This is a genomic window from Rhodoblastus acidophilus (genome assembly GCF_900187365.1).
Lineage (GTDB): Bacteria > Pseudomonadota > Alphaproteobacteria > Rhizobiales > Beijerinckiaceae > Rhodoblastus > Rhodoblastus acidophilus.
In genome coordinates this window covers 110,552-129,501 of sequence record NZ_FYDG01000001.1, presented here as the reverse complement: position 1 = coordinate 129,501, position 18,950 = coordinate 110,552, and the positions used below count along the sequence as shown (strand labels likewise).

General features: G+C 67.3%; 20 protein-coding genes. 11 read left to right on the top strand and 9 right to left on the bottom strand.

All coding sequences use genetic code 11. From position 1 onward, the window contains the following. Positions 1-177: 177 nt before the first annotated feature. Positions 178-1,614: an alginate export family protein gene (locus CFB24_RS00570; protein ID WP_088518627.1), complete on the top strand. Its 1,437-nt coding sequence runs from the start codon at positions 178-180 to the stop codon at positions 1,612-1,614. Here the strand turns inward: CFB24_RS00570 and CFB24_RS00565 are convergent. Next, positions 1,611-2,003 carry a hypothetical protein gene (locus CFB24_RS00565; RefSeq protein ID WP_088518626.1) on the bottom strand — a complete coding sequence of 131 codons (393 nt, stop codon included), beginning with the start codon at positions 2,001-2,003 and terminating at the stop codon, positions 1,611-1,613. The genes CFB24_RS00570 and CFB24_RS00565 overlap by 4 nt on opposite strands. Positions 2,004-2,017: 14 nt before the next feature. Next, positions 2,018-2,518, bottom strand: a complete 501-nt coding sequence (locus CFB24_RS00560) for a Spy/CpxP family protein refolding chaperone (protein ID WP_088518625.1) — start codon at positions 2,516-2,518, stop codon at positions 2,018-2,020. 164 nt (positions 2,519-2,682) lie between these two features. Between CFB24_RS00560 and CFB24_RS00555 the strand changes: the two genes are divergently transcribed. From CFB24_RS00555 to CFB24_RS00545, 3 genes are all read left to right on the top strand, one after another. Then, positions 2,683-3,906 (top strand): TCR/Tet family MFS transporter, encoded by a 1,224-nt coding sequence (locus CFB24_RS00555; RefSeq protein WP_088518624.1) that lies wholly within the window; start codon positions 2,683-2,685, stop codon positions 3,904-3,906. 85 nt (positions 3,907-3,991) lie between these two features. After that, positions 3,992-4,255, top strand: coding sequence for a hypothetical protein (locus CFB24_RS00550; RefSeq protein ID WP_244593336.1), 264 nt, complete (start codon positions 3,992-3,994; stop codon positions 4,253-4,255). Positions 4,256-4,386: 131 nt separating this feature from the next. After that, positions 4,387-4,962 (top strand): acyloxyacyl hydrolase, encoded by a 576-nt coding sequence (locus CFB24_RS00545; RefSeq protein WP_088518623.1) that lies wholly within the window; start codon positions 4,387-4,389, stop codon positions 4,960-4,962. Between the two features lie 9 nt (positions 4,963-4,971). Here CFB24_RS00545 and CFB24_RS00540 read toward each other — a convergent pair whose 3' ends face one another. Further along, positions 4,972-5,229: a hypothetical protein gene (locus CFB24_RS00540; protein WP_088518622.1), complete on the bottom strand. Its 258-nt coding sequence runs from the start codon at positions 5,227-5,229 to the stop codon at positions 4,972-4,974. 167 nt (positions 5,230-5,396) lie between these two features. On the opposite strand from CFB24_RS00540, the gene CFB24_RS00535 reads away from it, so the two are divergent. Then, positions 5,397-5,807 carry a hypothetical protein gene (locus CFB24_RS00535; RefSeq protein ID WP_088518621.1) on the top strand — a complete coding sequence of 137 codons (411 nt, stop codon included), beginning with the start codon at positions 5,397-5,399 and terminating at the stop codon, positions 5,805-5,807. Positions 5,808-5,810: 3 nt separating this feature from the next. On the opposite strand, the gene CFB24_RS00530 is transcribed toward CFB24_RS00535, so the two are convergent. Together CFB24_RS00530 and CFB24_RS00525 are read right to left on the bottom strand one after the other, a co-directional pair. Next, the gene (locus CFB24_RS00530; protein WP_088518620.1) at positions 5,811-6,515 is read right to left on the bottom strand and encodes a response regulator transcription factor; all 705 of its coding nucleotides are present in this window, start codon (positions 6,513-6,515) and stop codon (positions 5,811-5,813) included. After that, a complete protein-coding gene (locus tag CFB24_RS00525) occupies positions 6,512-7,936 on the bottom strand; it encodes a sensor histidine kinase (RefSeq protein WP_088518619.1) in 1,425 nt (474 codons plus the stop codon). The genes CFB24_RS00530 and CFB24_RS00525 overlap by 4 nt, the downstream gene beginning before the upstream one ends. 83 nt (positions 7,937-8,019) lie before the next feature. On the opposite strand from CFB24_RS00525, the gene CFB24_RS00520 reads away from it, so the two are divergent. The 4 genes from CFB24_RS00520 to CFB24_RS00505 all read left to right on the top strand — a co-directional run bounded on the left by CFB24_RS00520 (position 8,020) and on the right by CFB24_RS00505 (position 11,881). Beyond that, positions 8,020-8,706 carry a 5-oxoprolinase subunit B family protein gene (locus tag CFB24_RS00520; protein ID WP_158255339.1) on the top strand — a complete coding sequence of 229 codons (687 nt, stop codon included), beginning with the start codon at positions 8,020-8,022 and terminating at the stop codon, positions 8,704-8,706. Further along, entirely contained in the window at positions 8,694-9,677 is a 984-nt protein-coding gene (locus CFB24_RS23480) for a 5-oxoprolinase subunit C family protein (RefSeq protein ID WP_088518617.1), read from the top strand. Before CFB24_RS00520 ends, CFB24_RS23480 begins: the two co-directional genes overlap by 13 nt. A 34-nt stretch (positions 9,678-9,711) precedes the next feature. Then, the gene (locus tag CFB24_RS00510) at positions 9,712-10,482 is read left to right on the top strand and encodes a 5-oxoprolinase subunit PxpA (protein WP_088518616.1); all 771 of its coding nucleotides are present in this window, start codon (positions 9,712-9,714) and stop codon (positions 10,480-10,482) included. Positions 10,483-10,546: 64 nt separating this feature from the next. After that, positions 10,547-11,881, top strand: a complete 1,335-nt coding sequence (locus CFB24_RS00505) for a DUF2252 domain-containing protein (protein ID WP_088519461.1) — start codon at positions 10,547-10,549, stop codon at positions 11,879-11,881. A 112-nt stretch (positions 11,882-11,993) separates the two neighbouring features. On the opposite strand, the gene CFB24_RS00500 is transcribed toward CFB24_RS00505, so the two are convergent. Together CFB24_RS00500 and CFB24_RS00495 are read right to left on the bottom strand one after the other, a co-directional pair. Further along, complete coding sequence (locus tag CFB24_RS00500; protein WP_158255340.1) at positions 11,994-12,815, bottom strand: DUF4422 domain-containing protein; 822 nt, start codon at positions 12,813-12,815, stop codon at positions 11,994-11,996. A gap of 162 nt (positions 12,816-12,977) precedes the next feature. Continuing rightward, complete coding sequence (locus CFB24_RS00495) at positions 12,978-14,369, bottom strand: GntP family permease (protein ID WP_088518614.1); 1,392 nt, start codon at positions 14,367-14,369, stop codon at positions 12,978-12,980. 153 nt (positions 14,370-14,522) lie between these two features. On the opposite strand from CFB24_RS00495, the gene CFB24_RS00490 reads away from it, so the two are divergent. After that, positions 14,523-15,800, top strand: coding sequence for a cation:proton antiporter (locus CFB24_RS00490; protein ID WP_244593337.1), 1,278 nt, complete (start codon positions 14,523-14,525; stop codon positions 15,798-15,800). Next, positions 15,772-16,638, top strand: coding sequence for an aldose 1-epimerase family protein (locus CFB24_RS00485; RefSeq protein WP_088518613.1), 867 nt, complete (start codon positions 15,772-15,774; stop codon positions 16,636-16,638). The genes CFB24_RS00490 and CFB24_RS00485 overlap by 29 nt, the downstream gene beginning before the upstream one ends. Here the strand turns inward: CFB24_RS00485 and CFB24_RS00480 are convergent. Continuing rightward, positions 16,635-18,131: a malonate--CoA ligase gene (locus CFB24_RS00480; protein ID WP_088518612.1), complete on the bottom strand. Its 1,497-nt coding sequence runs from the start codon at positions 18,129-18,131 to the stop codon at positions 16,635-16,637. The genes CFB24_RS00485 and CFB24_RS00480 overlap by 4 nt on opposite strands. 38 nt (positions 18,132-18,169) lie before the next feature. Continuing rightward, positions 18,170-18,949, bottom strand: a complete 780-nt coding sequence (xth, locus tag CFB24_RS00475; RefSeq protein ID WP_088518611.1) for an exodeoxyribonuclease III — start codon at positions 18,947-18,949, stop codon at positions 18,170-18,172. Position 18,950: the final 1 nt, after the last annotated feature.

The following is an 18,950-nucleotide window of genomic DNA, read 5'->3' as shown; positions in this document are numbered from 1 at the left end:
CGAGGATTTGCGATGGATTCGCCGCGCCCGCAGGCGCGACCCCATCTTTCTACAAATTTCTTACAAGGATCTGAGATCTCCCTCGCTCTCCCTTGATTGAAATCAAGAGCCGTTGGGAAACCTCCATGTTAGCTGCTGAAGCTTAAGCGCCGGACCATAAGGCGCGGGGGGAATGCAATGCAATTTTATCGTTTTGCGCGCGTTTCGCGCGTCGCGGCCGGCGTTTTGGCTCTTACGGGGCTCGCTCTGGCGGAGCAGGCCCGGGCGGAAAGCCCGCCGCAGTTCGATCCGCCGTTTCATTTCGTGCGCCACGACGACGATTTCGCCTTTCTCGCAGGCAAGGCCAGTCCCGATCTGTGGGAGCGGTTCAAATATATTCCGCTGGGAACGTCGATGGCCGGCCCCGCTTACCTGACCCTCGGCGGCGAGGTCCGCGAGCGCTGGGAGGGCTACGGGAACATCAATTACGGCCTCGGCAAGGTCGCGCCCGGCAGCGGCTACATGCTGCAGCGCCTGGAGGTCACTGCCGATCTTCACGCAACCGACTGGCTGCGCGGCTTCGTCAAATTCGGCGACGACCGCATCTTCTCGCATCGCGGCGCCAATTCGACCACGGATACCGACCGCGCCGAGCTGTTCGAGCGGTTCGTCGATTTTTCGCCGCCCTCGCCGTTTGGCGACAAGCCGAATGTGCGTTACGGCCGCCAGGAGGTGTCGCTCGGCTTCCAGCGTCTGGTCGCCCTGCGCGAAGGCCCCAATGTCCACCGCGATTTCGACGGCTGGCGCATCACCGAGCGGATCGGCGACGCCAGCATCGACTTCCTGCAATTGCAGCCGGTCAACAATTCGCCCTACGCCTGGGATGACGCCACCAACCGCAACCAGCGGCTGTCGGGCGTTTACGCCACCACGCCGGCGCTCGGCCCGGTCAAGGCCGACCTTTATTATCTCGCCTACGACAACCACAACATCAAACTGCGCGGCATGTCCGGCTCGGAAACCGCCGATACGATGGGCGCGCGGCTGTTCGGCAAGGCCGGCGGCTTCGACTGGAACCTGGAAGGAGCTTGGCAGACCGGCCAGTTCGTCACGGGGGCCAAAACCTATGACGTCAAGGCGCATCTGCTGGCGGCGCTGGCCGGCTACACATTCGCCGACCTGCCGGGCAAGCCGCGCATCGGCTTTTCCGCCAACGACGCCTCCGGCGATAATTCCGCCAACAAGAGCACGATCGGCACGTTCAATCCGATGTATCCGCGCCTGCCGTACTTTGCGGAAACGGCGGTTCTGGTTCCCGCCAACGTCCGCGACATCAGGCCGATCCTGCGGGTCGAACCCACCAAGGGCGTCGACGTCTATATCGGCTACGACATGCTGTGGCGCGCCTCGACCCGCGACGGGCTTTACGGCTCCGGTTTTTCGGCGCTCCCCAACACCAGCAAGGCGACCGGCGCGCGCATCGGCTCGGAATTTTCCATCGACACGCGCTGGCAGGTCAATCAATTCCTGCAGCTCGGGGCGATTTTCGCCCAGTTTCAGGCCGGGCCGGCGCTCACCAGCGCAGGCGGCAAGAACATGAGCTATGGCGTGCTGTTCGCCCGGTTGAAGTTTTAGCCGCCGCGCCCGTAAATGCGGAGCGGGTCGGCGGCGCCATAGCCGTAAAGCCCCCAGGCGAACGGGCCGAGTCGCCAGCCGGCGGCGCAGCCGTACAGGACGCAGCCGGGATCGACGGTCGCGAGGCAAGCGCCGAACGGACAGGCGCCGCCGAGCGGCCAGAACAGGCTGGCGCCGGGATCGGCGGCGGCGTGGCGGCGGGCGGCGCGATGGGCGCGGCGGTGATCGCGCCGGTTGTGGCGCAAGCGCGCGGGCTCGGCGGCGAAGGACGGCGCGAACGCCGGCCGGGGCGGATTGATCGGTCCGGCCTCCGCAGGCGCGGCCAAGGGGAAGAAAAGCGGGGCGGCGAGGACGGTTGCGGCCGCAAGCGTGTTGACGAACCTGAACATGGCTCCTCCCGGCTTCACCGCGCCGCCTGGCCGAAACGGGATCTGATGGCGTCGAACCGGGCTTTTTGCGCGGAATTGAGGCTGTTGTAAAAATCGAGCAATTTCGGATTGACCGCGTTCATCGCGTCGAGCTGGCTTTGCAGCACCGCCCTGCGGAAATCGAGGGCGCCGGGCAGGTTGGCCGGGTCGGGCCTGCGCTCGCACAGCCGGGCGCGCGCGTCGCCCAGCGCCTGGGCCTGCGCGTCGTGATAGTCTTTGAGTTTGTCGCGCTGATCGTCGCCGAGCAGCAGGGTTGAGCCGAGCAGGTCCATATAGCCCTGGTCGCGCGCGTCGGCCTGCGGATCGGGCGGCGTCCCGCACATGGTTTCGAGCGCGCTTTTCTCGCGGTCGGCGGCGGTGGCGGCTTCGCCCGAGGGCGCTTCCGCCCGCCGCGGCGCCGCCGCCGACCCCTGCGTCAATATGAGCTGGTGTGCGAGCAGCATCGCGCCAAGCGCGCGGGTCGGGATCGTCGTCATCGAGGCCTCCAGCGGCCCCGGAGGGCCATCGCGCCGCCACTTGCCTGGAAAACGCCAATTTCAGCGCGCTTGTTCCGCGCCCGCGAAGCGCGGGCGTCGGCAGATTTCATTTGCATCGAGCGTCAACGACGCGTTAGAGGATCAGAATTGGGGAGGCGTTGACGATGCAGTCTTACAAACCGGGCAAGGCGGCGTTCATATTCATCTTCATCACGGCCGCGTTGGACGTGGTTGCGCTTGGCATCATCGTCCCGGTACTTCCCAAACTGATTGTTTCGTTCCGTGACGGCGACTTTTCCGCCGCTTCACGCTGGGTCGGCTATTTCGGCATCGCCTGGGCGATGATGCAGTTCATGTTCCAGCCGGTGCTCGGGGCCTTGTCCGACCGGTTCGGCCGCCGCCCGGTGGTGCTGCTGTCCAACGTCGGCCTTGGCGTCGATTATCTGGTGATGGCGCTGGCGCCGAGCCTGACATGGCTGTTCATCGGCCGTCTCGCCTCGGGCGCCGCCGCGGCCAGTTTCTCCACCGCGCAGGCCTATATCGCCGACATCACCCCGCCGGAGAAGCGCGCCGCCAAATTCGGACTGCTCGGCGCGGTTTTCGGCGTCGGATTCGTGCTTGGCCCGGCCATCGGCGGCTGGCTCGGCGAAATCGACTTGCGCCTGCCGTTCTGGGGCGCGGCGGCCTTCAGCTTCGCCAACGCCGTTTACGGGTTCTTCGTGCTGCCGGAATCGCTGGCGCCGGAAAACCGCACGCCCAAATTCGTCTGGCGCAGCGCCAACGTCCTGGGATCGCTCAAATTTATCTCGCGCGAACCGGGGCTGGCGCTGATCGTCTCCGCCATCTTCCTGTCGCTGCTGGCGCATGAATCGCTGCCCTGCCTGTTCGTGATCTACACGGACTTCCGCTATCACTGGACGCCGACCGAAACCGGCCTCGCCCTGGCGGCGGTCGGCGTCACCCAGACCATCGTCGCCGGCGGTCTGGTGCGGCAGACGGTCAAGCGCTTTGGCGAAACGCCGTCGGCGGTGGCGGGCCTGTTGTTCGGCGTCGCCGGCTTCGTCGGCTTCGCGGTGGCGCCCGTCGGCTGGGCGTTCATCGCCTCGATCCCGCTGATCGCGCTGTGGGGTTTGGCCGCGCCCGCCATGCAGTCGATGGCGACCCGGTTCGTCGGCGTGTCCGAGCAGGGAACCCTGCAGGGCGCGGTGTCGTCGCTGCGCGGCGTGTCCGGCATGATCGGCCCGATCACGTTCACGCAATTGCTGGCCTTCGAGATCGCCAGCGGCAAGCAGCCGGGCCTCGCCTATGGCCTGTCCGCCCTGCTGCTGTCGATGAGCTTCCTGGTCGTCGTGGCCTTGGCGCGCCGGGGCGCGTTGAAGCCGGCGTAATCATAAAGAGCATGGCGACGACGCGCGGCCGCGCCCTATATTGGGAAAGCGCGTCATCGCCGCGTCGAACGCATCGGGGATTGGCATGAACAAAATCTTCGCCGCCGCTGTCATTTCGCTTGCCGGCTCCATCGGTCTCGCCGGGCAGGCGGAAGCCAAGGGCTGCATCCGCGGCGCCGTGGCCGGCGGCATCGCGGGCCATGCGGTGCATCACACCTGGACCGGCGCGCTCGCCGGCTGCATCGCCGCCCGCCATTACTACAAGCAGAAACGCCTGCAGCAGATGCGGCAGGGCGGCGGTTATCAGGGCGGCGGCGCTCAAGGCGGTTATCAGGGCGGTTATCGCTGACGCGCCCGCCGCCTTTGCCGCGCCCTGTGGCGCAAATGTCATTGCCTGGGCGGGCGTCGCCCACTAAGCTCCCGCCGGCCTAGTGCGAGTCGCGGCCGTTCTCGCGCGGGCTTAAGGGGAGAGCAGGGCGGATGCGTTTGCGCGAAATTCTGGCGGCGGGCGTCATGCTCGCTGCGGCGTCGCCAGCCCTGGCGGGCGACCCCACCCTGATCGGCGTCGGCCTCGGCCAGTTCGACGAAACCTTCCTCGACCCGCGCATCGCCTTTTTCAAGGTGGACTACAACCGGCCGCATTATCGGGCGATGGACGGCCGGCTGGAAATCATGGGCGGCTACAATTTCCTGCCGACGCCGGAAATCTACGGACGTCTGCATCCGACGGCGGGCGTGGAAATCACCACGCGCGCATCGACCTGGATGGGAGCCGGCGTCGCCTATGACGTCAATTACGGCCCGCTGCATTTCACGCCGAAATTCGAGCCCGGCCTTTACTTGCCGGGCGACGGCAAACGGCTGAACTATCCGCTGGAGTTCCGCACGTCGCTGGAACTGTCCTACGAATTCACCGACCGCTCGCGTTTCGGCGTCGCCATCAGCCACATTTCCAACGCCAATATCTCGCGCAACGTCTATCACAAGCCGAATCCGGGCGCGGACATTCTCTCGATCTATTACCGTTTCCCGCTGGAGAGCCTGTTTCCGGGCTGAGGCGCGCCCTCAATCGGTATCGTCGCGGTCGCCGCTGGAGGGAGCTTCCCGGCGCTCCTGCGATCGTTTCAAGGCGGGGCCGCCGCCGCGATCGGTCGGCTCGGCGCTGGGCGCGGCGCCACGCGGGCCGGTGATCGTCCCGGTCGGCGGATCAACGTCGTCGCGCGGCGGGGCGGCGGTCTGGGCTTGGGCGGGGAGGGTTTGAACGGCGCCTGCGATCACCATCGCGGCGGCCATCGCGCCATAGGTCGTGAAGGGTGCGGCCATGCGAGCCTCGTTCGGGTCATGTTGGAGGGAGTGCGGCCGGTCGGGGCCGGCCTGCGGGCGGCAACGCCGGCGGCAGGCGAAAGTTCCCCGGCTTTTTCGCCGCGCCCCCGCTTGATCCTCGGCGCTTTCGGCCCGACAATGCGGCGTCGCCAAGGGAGCCGTCGCCCATGAGGAAAACGCTTGTCATCCTGGCCGTCTTGCTGGCGTGCTGCGTCGGCGCCGAGGCGAAAGCGCCCGTTCACAAGCGCGTCCACGCCGCCCATAACGACGCCTTGATTCGCCTCATCGCCGACGCCACCGCCTGGAGCGAGATGTGCGCGAACTATGCCATGGACCCCGCCGCCCTCGCTTTGTTTCGCGACGTCCACCGCATCGCCATGGACGGCCATTACGTCAAGGTTTTCGGCTTCGCCTATGCGCGTCAGCACGCCGACGCCTATGACAGCAACCGTTTCCGCGGCGCCTGCGACCGCGCGCTGTCGCTCTACGGCCCCTCGGGCTGGCTCGCCCCCGGCTTGGTGCGCCCGCTGTTCCATGGATCGGTTCCCGATCAGAAAATCAACCTCGACCGCTGGTAGGCTTTACGCCTCATAGCGATAGCCGACGCCATGCACGGTCTGGATGATGCGCGGCCGGGCCGGGTCCAGCTCGATCTTTTTCCGCAGCGAGGAGACATATTGGTCGAGCGCGCGGCTGTTGGGCATATAGCCGCGCCCCCAGGCCAGATCGAACAATTCGTCGCGCGACACCGGCTTGCCCCGGCGCTCATAAAGCGCCCGCAACACCGCCAGCTCGCGCGGCGCGAGGTCGATCTGCGCCGCGCCGCTCTCGGCCGCGTCCCCGCGCGTCGCGCGCAAAGCGTCGGGGTCGACCGTCAGGTCGCCCATGCGAAACGTCTTGTCCATGGCGGCGGGAGCGGCGGGCGGCCGGACGCGCCGCAGCGCGGCCTTGATCCGCGCCACCAGTTCGCGCGCGGAAAACGGCTTGGAAATGTAATCGTCGGCGCCGATCTCCAGCCCCACCACGCGGTCGATCTCCGCGCCGCGCGCCGACAGCAGCAGGATCGGGGTGGCGGGATCGCGCTCGCGGATGCGGCGGCACAGCGCCAGCCCGTCGAGGCGCGGCATCATCACGTCCAACAGGCACAGGGCCGGGGCCTGTTCGACAAAGGCGTCCCAGGCGGCCTCGCCGTCCTCCGCGACGATGCAGTCGAGGCCCTCCAGCGCCAGAAGGTCGGTCAGCCCGGCGCGCAGATTGGGATCGTCCTCGGCGATGAGGATTTTCATGGGACTTCCATTCTCAGAGTCACCCGCGCGATCAGGCCGGGAGGGGCGGCGGACAGGGTGAAGCCGCCGCCGTGAACCCGCGCCAGTTCGCGCACGATCGACAGGCCGACGCCATGCGACTTCCGGGGCGCCGTCGGCGCGCCGCCATGGTCGCGCACGGTCAGGACCAGCAAGCCGCCGCTTTCCGCCACGCCGACCTCGATGCGCCCCGGCGCATGTTTGCGGGCGTTGTCGAGCAGATTGACCAGAATGCGCTCGAACGCCTGCACAGCGAAGCGCCGCTCGCCTTCGACCGCGCTGCTCACCTCGCAAAAGCAGGAGGAGGCCGCGAGCAGGCCGGCGTAACGCGCCGCGATCTCCCGCGCCAGCGCGCCGGGATCGGCGGTTTCGAGCGGGGACGCGGCGACGGCGGCGCCTTGCGACAGGGTCGCGCCGGCCAGCGCGTCGAGCCGGTCGATCTCGTCGGTCAGCACGGCGCAATAGCGCGCGATATCCGGGCTTTCGCTCTTGCGGCGGATCAGTTCGGCGTAAAGCTTCAGATTGGCGAGCGGCGTGCGCAGATCGTGCGAAAGCTGGGTCAGCAGCGTCATGCGCGCCGCGCTTTCCGCCTCTTGGGCGTTTTGCGCGCGCCGCGCCTGAAACACCAGCAGCAGCCAGACCAGCGCCAGCGGCGCGGCCAGCGCCAGCCGCCCCAGCGCGCCGCGCCGCGCGTCGGGCGCGCCGGACAGCTCCACCACCCAGCCATGCAGCGCGCCGCCCTGGGTGAAGGATTCGAAGGTTCCGCCCTCGCCCTTGCTCCAGACGATGCGGTCGAACGGATCGCGCAGCCGGAACGCCCAGCCGGGCGTCACGGCGGCGAATTCGTCGAGCACGCCGAACAGGGTGGGGAAAATCTGCGGGCTCGCCAGCGCGATGCAGTTTTCCTCACGCTCGGCGCCGGCCCCGGAGCGGCGGCACTCGAAATAATATTCTCCGGCGATATTGGGAAACCAGCCGTTGACGAAATCGCCCTCGCGCAGCAGGTCGGCCACCGCCGTCAGCGCCCGCAGCCGCTCCTCCCACATTTTCGGCATCGCGAGGGGGTCTTCGGGCGGGAACAGCAGGCGCTCGCCGCGCCGCTTCAGCACCAGCAGGCCGAGATCATAGGTGTAGATCACCCGCCACAGCGCGGCTTCCGGGGCGGCGTCGCGCGCGCTCCGGTCCACATGCAGCCGGGCGAAGGCGGCGAGTTCGGTCACTTCGTTGACGGCGGCGCCGGAAAAGGCCTCGGCCACCCGCGCCGTGTCGCGCCGCGCCCGGTCGCGCAGCACAAGGTAATCGGCGTCGAGCGCCTGCGCGCCGAGCAGCGCGGCGAGGGCGAGCGGCAGCGCGAACAGCAGGGCCGTCCGCGCCGTCTCCACCCAACCGCTCCGCGCAACCATTTTCGCCCTCGCCGCGTTTCCAAGCCAGAGCGCAGCACAAATCGCCGCTGGAAAAAACCCGGACCTTGGAAGATGTTCAACGCGTGACGGCTACAACACTTCTCCCCTTGGGCGACGCGGCGGCGACGCTATGTTTCGGCGCGGCCATCGACCCCGCGCTCAACGCCCGCGCCCACGCCTTTTGCGCGGCGCTGGCGGCGGCGCCGCCGCCCGGCCTGCTGGAATGGGCGCCCGCCTTCGCCTCGGTCACGCTGTGGCATGATCCGGACGTCCTGCCATTCGCGGCGCTGGAGGATTTGTGCCATCGCCTGATCGCGGCGCCGGCGCCGCCCCGGACGGGCGAATCGCATGAGCTGCCGTTCTGCGCCGAGGGCGATTTTGCGCCGGATCTGGCCGAAGTGGCGCAAGTCAACGGCCTCTCGCCCGGCGCCTGGCTCGACGCTTTCGCGCACATAACTTTCGACGTCCATATGCTCGGCTTCCTGCCCGGCTTCGCCTATCTCGGCGGCCTGCCGCCCTATCTCGATGCGCCGCGCCTCGCCACGCCGCGCAAAACCGTGCCGGCGCGTTCGGTGGCGGTGGCCGACGGCATGTGCGCGGCTTATCCTTTCGCCAGCCCGGGCGGCTGGCGGCTGGTCGGCCGCACGCCGCTCAAAATGTTCGACGCGCGGGCGCTCCGGCCGACCTTGTTGGCGCCCGGCGACCGCGTGCGCTGGCGGCGGATCGGCCTCGACGAATTTTTTGAGCTGGAGGGGCAATGGCGCGACTGATCGTCGAACATCCCGGCCTCGGCGTCTCGATTCAGGACCGGGGCCGCCCCGGCTGGCGCAAGCTCGGCGTGCCGCTGTCCGGCGCGCTCGACCAGGGCTGGCGCGCCGCCGCCAATGTTCTGGCCGGCGCGCCGGAAGAGGCGGCGGCGCTGGAATGTCTGCTGGCGGCGCCAATCCTGCGGTTCGAACAGGGGCCGGCGCGCGTCGGCCTCGCCGGCGCCTTTTCGGGGACGCTGGTTCGCGACGGCGAGACGCGGGCAATCGAATCCTGGCGCGGCCTACTGTTGCAAACCGGCGACCGCCTCGCGCTCAAACTTTTCCGCGCGCCCGGCTATATCGCGTTTTCCGGCGGCCTCGACGCGCCGCTCGCGCTGGGCGCGCGCGCGACCTATGCCCGCGCCGGCCTCGGCCGCGCCGTTTCGCGCGGCGATGCGCTGGTCTGCGCTGACGCCGAGGGCGAGGACCGCGCCGCGCCGCCACTGGCGGTCGGCGCCGGGCCGCTGCGCTTCATTCCGGGGCCGGAGGCGTTTCCGCCGGAAACCCTTGAAACCTTTGTCGCCGCGCGCTGGACCGTCCGTCCCGAAAGCGACCGCATGGGCCTGCGCCTGTCCGGCCCGCGCCTCGCCCATGGTCCCGAAGGGGCCAATATCGTCAGCGCCGGCGTCGCGCCCGGCGTGATTCAGGTTCCTGGCGACGGCCAGCCGATCGTTTTGCGCGCGGATGGACAAACGTCCGGCGGCTATGCCAGACTCGGCTGTGTGATTTCGGCCGATCTTGACCGTCTGGCCCATGTTTCGCCGGGCGAAGACGTGTGTTTCGCCCCGGTCGATCTGGCGGAGGCGGCGCGGGCGCGAAACCTGCGGCGCGAGACTTTCGCGGCCTGGCGTCAAATGCTGCGGCCCGTCGGCGGCCTCGACGAGGAAAAACTGTGGAGCGAGAACCTCATCACCGGCGCGATTTTGGGCGAGTGACGCCGCCGTCTCCGCACAAAAAGTCCGCCCTCGCGTGAAACCCCGGCTCAACCTCAACGCCGACCTCGGCGAAAGTTTTGGCGCGTGGCGCATGGGCGACGACGCCGCGATGCTGAATCTCGTGCAATCCGCCAATATCGCCTGCGGTTTTCACGCCGGCGATCCCCTGGTGATGCGCGCCACCGTCGCGGCGGCGCGAGAAGCGGGCGTCAGCCTCGGCGCGCACCCGTCCTACCCCGACCTCCAGGGCTTCGGCCGTCGCGCGCTAAAATGTTCGAACGAGGAGGTCGAGGCCTTTATCCTCTATCAGCTTGGCGCGCTTGACGCTTTTGCGCGCGCGGCCGGGACCCGGCTCACCCATGTCAAGCCGCATGGCGCCCTCAGCAACCAGGCCTGCCGCGATCCCGACCTCGCCCAAGCCATCGCCCGCGCCGCGCGGGCCTATGACGCAAAGCTGATCCTGCTCGCCCCGGCGCTGTCGGCGCTGGCGGCGGCGGGGGCGCGCGAAAACCTTGTTACGGCGCTGGAAATCTACGCCGACCGCGCCTATGAGGACGACGGCCAGCTCACCCCGCGCGCGCAGCCGGGCGCGGTGCTGCACGAGGCGGAGCAATGTCTTGCGCATGTCGAGGCCATGCTCGCCGCCGGGGGCTTGAGGACGCGCTCGGGCCAGACCCTGCCGACGCCGATTCATTCGATCTGCGTTCATGGCGACGGGCCGCAGGCCGTGGCGACGGCGGCCGTTCTGAAAAGCCGCCTCGCCGAAATCGCAAGTCTCGCGCCGCTGCCGTCGCTGTTCGCTTGAACTTTGCTTGCGTCCGCCGCGCAGCGGGGTAATGTCGCCGAAAAATATCGCACGGGAGAGCGCCATGATCACAGCCGACCAGCCGCGCGCGGCGCGGTTCGCCGCCGGCAAGGCCCTGCGCAAGCGCACGCCGCGCGCCCTGCACGCCCAATTGCTCGGGCCGGCCCAGCGCGACGCCAACCTTCTGCTCGACGCGCAGAACGCGCGCCGGCTGTCCTCGCTGGTCGGGCTGCGCCGGCAGTTGATGACCGCCGATCCCTTCGCCTATCTGCGCGGCGCCGCCGCCGTGATGGCGCACGATCTGCAATATCAGGCCATGGCCGGGATTCCGGTGCAGGCCTGCGGCGATTGCCACCTGATGAATTTCGGCGCCTTCGTCACGCCCGAAGACAATATTCTGTTCGACATCAATGATTTCGACGAAACCCTGCCGGGCGTCGATTTCACCGTCGATCTGAAGCGGCTGGCGCTCAGCTTCGCCGTGGCGGCGGAGGCCGACGGCGCCGACAAGGCGCAACGCCGCGACATCGCGGCGGCCGTGGTCAAGGCCTATCGCAAGCGCATCATCGGCCTGTCGCATCTGACGCCGCTCGAAGTCTGGCACAGCCGCGTCGATCTCGAGAGCGAAACCGAGAAATTCAAGAACCACGACCTGCGCCGCAAGCTGGAAGTGGTGATCGACCGCGCGCGCGGCGCGGGCCTTGACCGCGACGACAATTTCCCCAAGCTGGCGCGGGCCGACGGGCGGGGCATCGTCGACAAGCCGCCGCGCCTGTTCCATTTCACGCCGGACAGCGAGGCCGGCCGGGCGTTCGAGCCAAAAGGCGCCTTCGCGCGTTATGTCGCCGCGCTGACCCCGGAGCGGCGCGCCCTGTTCGACCGTTACGCGCTCAAGGATTGCGTGTTCAAGGCGGTGGGCGTCGGCTCGGTCGGAACCTTCTGTTATGTCGGCCTGTTCGAGAGCGGCGACGGCGAACCGCTGTTCCTGCAGGTCAAGGAGGCCGCGCCGTCCGTGCTGGAGGCGCTCGACCCCAAGCTGGCCTATGCCGGCCCGCAAGGGCGGCGGGTGGTCGAGGGCCAGCGCATGATGCAGGCGGCCAGCGACATTTTTCTCGGCTGGACCGATCACGACGCGGCGGGCCGCGACTATTACGTGCGCATGTTGAAGAATCGCCGGCTCGGCTCGGTCAGCGAGATCGAGGAGACCGAAGGCCTGCGCGACTACGCCCGGCTGTGCGGCCGCACGCTGGCGCGCGCCCATGCCCGCTCCGCCGATCCGGCCGTGCTCGCCGGCTATATGGGCGACAGCGAGGCGTTCGACGAGGCGATCGCCGATTTCGCGCTCTCCTACGCCAAGCGCAACGCCGCCGACCACGCCGCGCTGGTTGCGGGGGCCTGAAGCGAAGGCTGGGGCCTTCGCCGCGCTCGTCGTGGGAAGATGGGCGAAGGCTGGGGCCTTCGCCGCGTTTGTCGTGGGAAGATAGGCGAAGGCGTGAGCCTTCGCCTGGGCTTCACGCGATTTTCTGATTGCAGATGAGGAACGGCAGCCGCCGCACCGACAGCAGCGGCGTTTCGATCTGTTTTTGATACAGATACATGCTGAACAGGCGCTCGGCGAAATGGCCGAGGATGCGCTGGCCCGGCTCGACCTTGGCGTCGAGATAGGCCATGGCCTCCGACCAGAACTGCATGTATTCGTCGAACAGATCCGCGCGCATGATGTACATGTTGCAGTAAGTGCCAAGCATCGACGTTTCCGGCGTCGCGCCCCGGCTGGCGAAGAAGCTGGTCTTCTTGGCGGCGATGAGCAAATGGCTCCACAGCACGTTCATGCCGAAATGCTGCCGCCATTGCGCGTCGAGCGGATCGGGGTGGGCGCGCTGGACGATGATGTCGTGATGGCCGATCCAGTCCTGAATGGCGGCGTTGTTTTCTTCGGAAAACGCCGCCCGCATGTCCATATATTCGTCGAACAGGGTTTTTTCCGCGAGAATATTGTGGCTGTTCGGCCGGGCGGTGAACGCCTTGCGCAACATGTGGACGCCGGGATAGCGCGCCTTCACCACCGCGTCCGGCAGCGGGTCGATGAAGAACGCGCGGCGGTAATGCTCGAAGCCGATGTAATCGTAATCGGCCAGACGGTTCTTCCAGACGTAGAATTGATGGCGCATTTCCGAATGCGTGTTCTGGTTGGCGATGTTGACGCCATCGAGGTCGCCTTCATACGTCCCCTGCGCGCAGGAGGGCAGGCCGGAAATCAATGTTTTGAATATCGGCCCGACATCGGGGCGCTCGGGGGCGACGTGGTTGCAACGATAAATCTTCATCCGCATGCGCAGTCTCCAGATACGCGCCGCCCGCGCCGCCCTGGGGGCGGGCGCGAAGCATGGCGCGGGCGTCATCGCCGCGCCCTTGTTCGGATCGGAGGCTTTCGCGGGGCTTGGGGCCGGGGGGCAAAATCCTGTTTTATGGCTTCGAATCAAATTTTTATGGTCTCATACCAGACCCGTCGCATAGTACAGCGCGATCACCACGAAGACGGCGGCGGTCTTGATGCAGGTGACGGCGAAAATATCCTTGTAGCTGTGGCGATGGGTGAGGCCGGTGACCGCCAGCAGGGTGATCACCGCGCCATTGTGGGGCAGGGTGTCCATGCCGCCCGACGCCATCGCGGCGACGCGGTGCAGCACCTCCAAAGGAATCCCGGCGGCGTTGGCGCTCGCGACGAATTGGTCCGCCATCGCGGCCAGCGCGATCGACATGCCGCCCGAGGCCGAGCCGGTGATCCCCGCCAGCGCCGTCACCGTCACGGCTTCATTGACCAGCGGATTGGGGATCGAGGCCAGCGCGTCGCGGATGACCAGAAAGCCGGGCAGCGTGGCGATCACCGCGCCGAAGCCATATTCCGAGGCCGTGTTCATCGAGGCGAGCAGGGCGCCGGACACGGCGGCCTTGCCGCCCTCGGCGAAGCCCTTGGACGCCTGCCGCCAGCCGAGCGCCACCACAGCGAGGATGCCGACGATCAGCGCGCCCTCCACCGCCCAGACCGCCGTCAGCTTGTCCACCGCCACCGTCACCGGCTTGGCCATGGCGGCCAGTTTCAGTTCGTAGCTCTTGCCGTAATGCGCCGCGATCAGATTGGTGAACAGCTTGTTGAGGCCGAACACCAGAACCAGCGGCAGCAGCGCCAGCCAGGCCGGCGCCAGCTTCTCATGCGCCAGGGGCGGCGGCTCGTTGACATGGCCCTCGCCATAGCCTTCGCCCGCCTTGAGCGCGGCGTGGCGCCGCCATTCGAGATAGGCCATGCCGACCAGGAAGATGAACAGGCCGCCGAGCGAGCCGAGCACGGGCGCGGCGAAGCCGTCGGTCTTGAAATAGGTGGTCGGGATGATGTTCTGGATCTGCGGCGTGCCCGGCAGCGAATCCATGGTGAACGAGAAAGCGCCGAGCGCGATGGTTCCGGGAATCAGCCGCTTGGGAATATTGTGCTGGCGAAACATTTCCGCCGCGAACGGATAGACCGCGAACACCACCACGAACAGCGACACGCCGCCATAAGTGAGGATGGCGCCGACCAGCACGATCGAGGCGATGGTGAATTTCGGGCCGAGCAGCGTTGTCACCGCCGAGACGATGCTTTTGGAAAAGCCGGAAATCTCGATCAGCTTGCCGAACACCGCCCCCAGCAGGAACACCGGGAAATAATCGCGGATGAACCCGACCATGCGCTCCATGAACACGCCGGAAAAGGCCGAGGGCACGGCGGCCGGATCGGTCAGCAGCACGGCGGCCATGGCCGCCACCGGCGCGAACAGGATGACGGAAAAGCCGCGATAGGCGACGAACATCAAAAAGATCAGCGCCGCGACGGCGACCGCAAAGCTCATGGATTTCCTCCCCGCGCGCGCCCCTGACGCTGGGGCGCGCATTTTTCGTTACTTGCAACGACGTTAACGCAAAAACGCCGCATCGCGGATGCGACCAAGAGAGGACAAGACAAGAGAGGACAACAGAAGAGACGGCAAATTCGATCGGAAAGCTTGGCCGACGACATTGAGATCGGCGCTCTGGCGTGCGAAAAGGCGCGCATGAGCGAAACACTGCAACAAGTCATGGGCGTGTTGGCCATCGCCATGCTGGTCGCCATGCTCGCGCGCCGGCTGCGTCTGCCCTATACGATCGGGCTTGTTCTGGTCGGCGGCCTTCTGGCCTGGTCGGGCGCCCGGCGCCTGCCGCCGCTGACGTCGGAATTGCTTTACTATCTCATTCTTCCGCCCTTGCTGTTCGAAGCGTCGCTGACGCTGCGCTGGAAGGATTTGAAACGCGATCTGGCGCCGGTGCTGTCGCTGGCGGTGCTCGGAACCGTCGCGGCCATGGCCGTCGTCGCCGTCGCGCTGGTCTGGCTGATGGATTGGCCCGTCGCCTCGGCGCTGGTGTTCGCCGCGCTGATCTCCGCCACCGATCCCGTCGCCATCATCGCCATGTTCAAGGACAATGGCGTGCATGGCCGCCTGCGCCTGCTGGTGGAGTCCGAAAGCCTGCTCAACGACGCCGCCGCGGCGGTGCTGTTCGCGCTGGCGCTGGCCTTCGCGCTCGCGGGCGGGCGCCTGACCGGGGCGCATATGTTGTGGGAGCTGGTGCGGATCGTCGGCGGCGGCGCCCTGATCGGCGCGGGGTTCGGCTTCGCGGTGATCCTGGCCGCGCGCGGCACCACGGAACATCTGGTCGAGTTGACGCTCACCGCCATCGGCGCCTTCGGCTCGTTCCTGCTGGCGGAGCATTTCCATGATTCCGGCGTGCTGGCCACGGTCACCGCCGGCCTGATCATCGGCAATTACCGCCCGACCGAGCAAAGGGGCGATTTCCTCACCGAAAAGGGCCGGGAGTTCCTGATCGACTTCTGGGATTTCGCGGCCTTCCTGGCCAATTCGCTGGTTTTCCTGCTGATCGGGGCGCGGGTCGCGGCCTCCCCCTACGAGCAACATTCCTGGAAGGTCTACGCCGGCGTCCTCGCCATCACGCTCGCGGCCCGCGCCGTCTCCGTCTATCCGCTGGCGGCGCTGTTCTCGCGCTCGCGCTGGCGGATCTCGCAGGGCGAGCAGTTCGTTTTGTGGTGGGGCGGCTTGCGCGGCGCGCTGGCGCTGGCGCTGGTGCTGTCGCTGCCGAGCCGCGTGCCGCTGCGCGACGAGATCGTGCTGGTGACTTTCTTCTGCGTCGCCTTCTCGATCGTCGTTCAGGGGTTGACCATGCCGCCCGTGCTGCGCAAGCTGGGCTTCCTGGGAGCGCGCCATGAACAGCAACCTCATCCTCAGCAATGACGTCCTGCGCGCCGAGATCGCCCCGCTCGGCGCCGAACTGGTGCGCCTGCAGGACGCGACCGGCGCCGACTGGCTGCATGACGGCGATCCCGTCTGGTGGAACGGCCGTTCGCCGCTTCTGTTTCCGATGGTGGGGCGCGCGACCGGCGACCGCATCCGCGTCGAGGGCGAGGCTTACGACTTGCCGCAGCACGGTTTCGCGCGGCGCTCGCTGTTCGATGTGGTCGAAGCCGCCCCGCAGCGCGCGCTGTTGCGGCTCGCTGACAGCGAAAACACCCGGCGCGGCTACCCCTTCGCCTTCCGCCTCGATCTCGCCTATGCGCTGGACGCCGCCACGCTGAACGTGGTCGCCACGGTGGTCAATGAAGACGCAAAGCCGCTGCCGTGCGCGTTCGGCTTCCATCCGGCGTTCCGCTGGCCGCTGCCGGGCGGCAAGGGCGCGCATGAGGTCCGGTTCGAGCGGCCGGAGCCGGCGCCGATCCGCCGCCTCGCCGATGGCCTGATCGACCCGCGCGAATTTCCCAACCCCGCCGCGAGCGGAACGCTGGCGCTGAAGCCCGGCCTGTTCGACGCGGGCGCGCTTATCTTCGACAAGCTCGACAGCCGCCGCGTGGCGTTCGGCCCGCCCGGCGGGCCGGAAGTCGCGGTGTCCTTCCCCGGCCTGCCGCATTTCGCGCTCTGGACCAAGCCGGGCGCGCCCTATCTGTGTCTGGAGCCGTGGCAGGGTTTCGCCGCGCCGGTCGGCTATGACGGCGACTTTTCCGAGCGTCCCGGCGTGGTCGTGCTGGCGCCGGGCGAACAGCGCCGCTTCATGATGGACGTCACGCTCAAGCTCTAGGCGTAGCTGTCGCGTAAAATATTCTTTTGCACCTTGCCCATGGCGTTGCGGGGCAGGGCGTCGACGAAATGCACGCGCTTGGGCTGCTTGAATTTGGCGAGTCGGTCCGCCAGCGCGGCGCGAATCTCGTCTTCGCCCAGCGTTGCCCTTTTTTCGCGCACCACCACGGCCACCACGGCTTCGCCGAAATCGGCGTCGGGCACGCCGATCACCGCGCTTTCGACCACGCCGGGCAGGGCGTCGATCTCGCCTTCCACTTCCTTGGGATAGACGTTCAGCCCGCCGGAAATGATCAAATCCTTGCCGCGCCCGACGATCTGCACATAGCCGTTGGCGTCGATGCGGCCGAGATCGCCGGTGATGAAGAAGCCGTCGGCGCGGAACTCGGCCGCCGTCTTGTCCGGCATCTGCCAATAGCCGCGAAACACGTTCGGCCCGCGCACCTCGATCATGCCGATGTCGCCGGCCTCGAGATCTTCGCCGGTGTCGGGATCGACCACGCGCAATTCCACGTCGGGCAGGGGCAGGCCCACCGTGCCGGCGATGCGGTCGCCGTCATAGGGGTTGGACGTGCTCATGTTGGTTTCGGTCATGCCATAGCGTTCGAGAATCGCGTGGCCGGTGCGTTCCCGAAAGGCGCGATGCGTTTCCGCCAGCAGCGGCGCGGAGCCGGACACGAACAGCCGCATGGCCGCGCAAGCCTCGCGGGTCAAACCGGGCTGCTCCAGCAGGCGGGTGTAAAAAGTCGGCACGCCCATCAGCACGGTCGCGCGCGGCAGGGCCTCCAGAATCTTTTCGGCGGAAAATTTCGGCAGGAAGATCATGCGGGCGAACGACAGCAGCGCGCAATGCGTCGCCACGAACAGGCCGTGGGTGTGATAGACGGGCAGCGCGTGGATCAACACGTCCTCGGGCGTGAAGCGCCAGTCATCCACCAGAGTCAGCGCATTGGACGCCAGATTGCCATGAGTGAGCATGGCGCCCTTGGAGCGCCCCGTCGTTCCCGACGTGTAGAGCAGCGCGGCGAGATCGCCTTTTTCGCGCGCCACATTGGCGAAGCCGTCCGCGCAGGCCTTGGCGCGTTCGAACAGCTCGCCGTCCATGCCCGCGCCATGGGTCAGCGCCAGCGCGCCCGCCTTGCGCGCGGCGGGCGCATGGGCCTCCGCCGCAGCGGGATCGCACACGAACACTTTTGGGCGCGCGTCGGACAGGAAATAGCCGACCTCATGCGGCGTATAGGCGGTGTTGAGCGGCAGGAACACCGCCCCGGCCCGGATGCACGCCAGATAGATGAACAGGACGGCCGGCGATTTCTCCATCTGCACGGCGACGCGGTCGCCCGGCGCCACGCCCGCCGCGACCAAGGCGTTGGCGTAGCGGGCGCTGGCCGAGAGCATTTGGCCGTAGGAGATGGTTTCGCCGCGCTCGGTCTCGATGAAAATCTTGTCGGGATCGACAATCCTGCCGGCGATCAGGTCGAATAGATGATTCATGAAAACCTCGATCCAACCCTTTTTCGCCTCGCCGGGATTCAGTCCCGCAACTCCACCCGCACCGGCGTATGGTCCGACGGCTTGTCCTTCGCCCTCATGTCGCGGTCGATCTTCACGCCGACGAGGCGATCGGCGGCTTGCGGCGACAGCAGCAGATGGTCGATGCGCAGGCCCTGATTCTTCGGCCAGCACCCCGCCTGATAATCCCAGAACGTATATTGCTTGGCCTCGTCCGTGGTGGCGCGCAAGGCGTCGGTGAAGCCGAGCGCCAGCAGCTCGCGGAACTTTTGCCGCGTCGGCAGGGCATAGAGCGCGTCGCCGGTCCACAGCGCGGGATCGTAAACGTCGCGCGCGTCGGGGATCACATTGTAATCGCCGGCCAGAACAAAGACTTCCTCATTCTTCAGCATCTCGCGCGCATGAAGAATCAGCCGGTCCATCCAGGCCAGCTTGTACGTATATTTCTCCGTGCCGAGCGGATTGCCGTTGGGCAGATAGAGACAGCCGACCCGCGCCGAGCCGGCGCCAAACGGGATCACCGCTTCAAGGTAGCGCGCCTGTTCGTCGGCCTCGTCGCCCGGCAGCCGGGCGGTCCATTCCATCGGCGCCTTGGAGAGTATGGCGACGCCGTTGTAGCTTTTCTGGCCGTGGACGGCGACATTATAGCCGGCGGTCTCGAACTCGCCGCGCGGAAACGCCTCGTCCTGACACTTGATCTCCTGCAGGCACAGCACGTCCGGCGCGACGTCGCGCAGATAGGCCAGCACATGCTCGACCCGCAGCCGGACCGAATTGATGTTCCAGGTCGCGATCCGCATG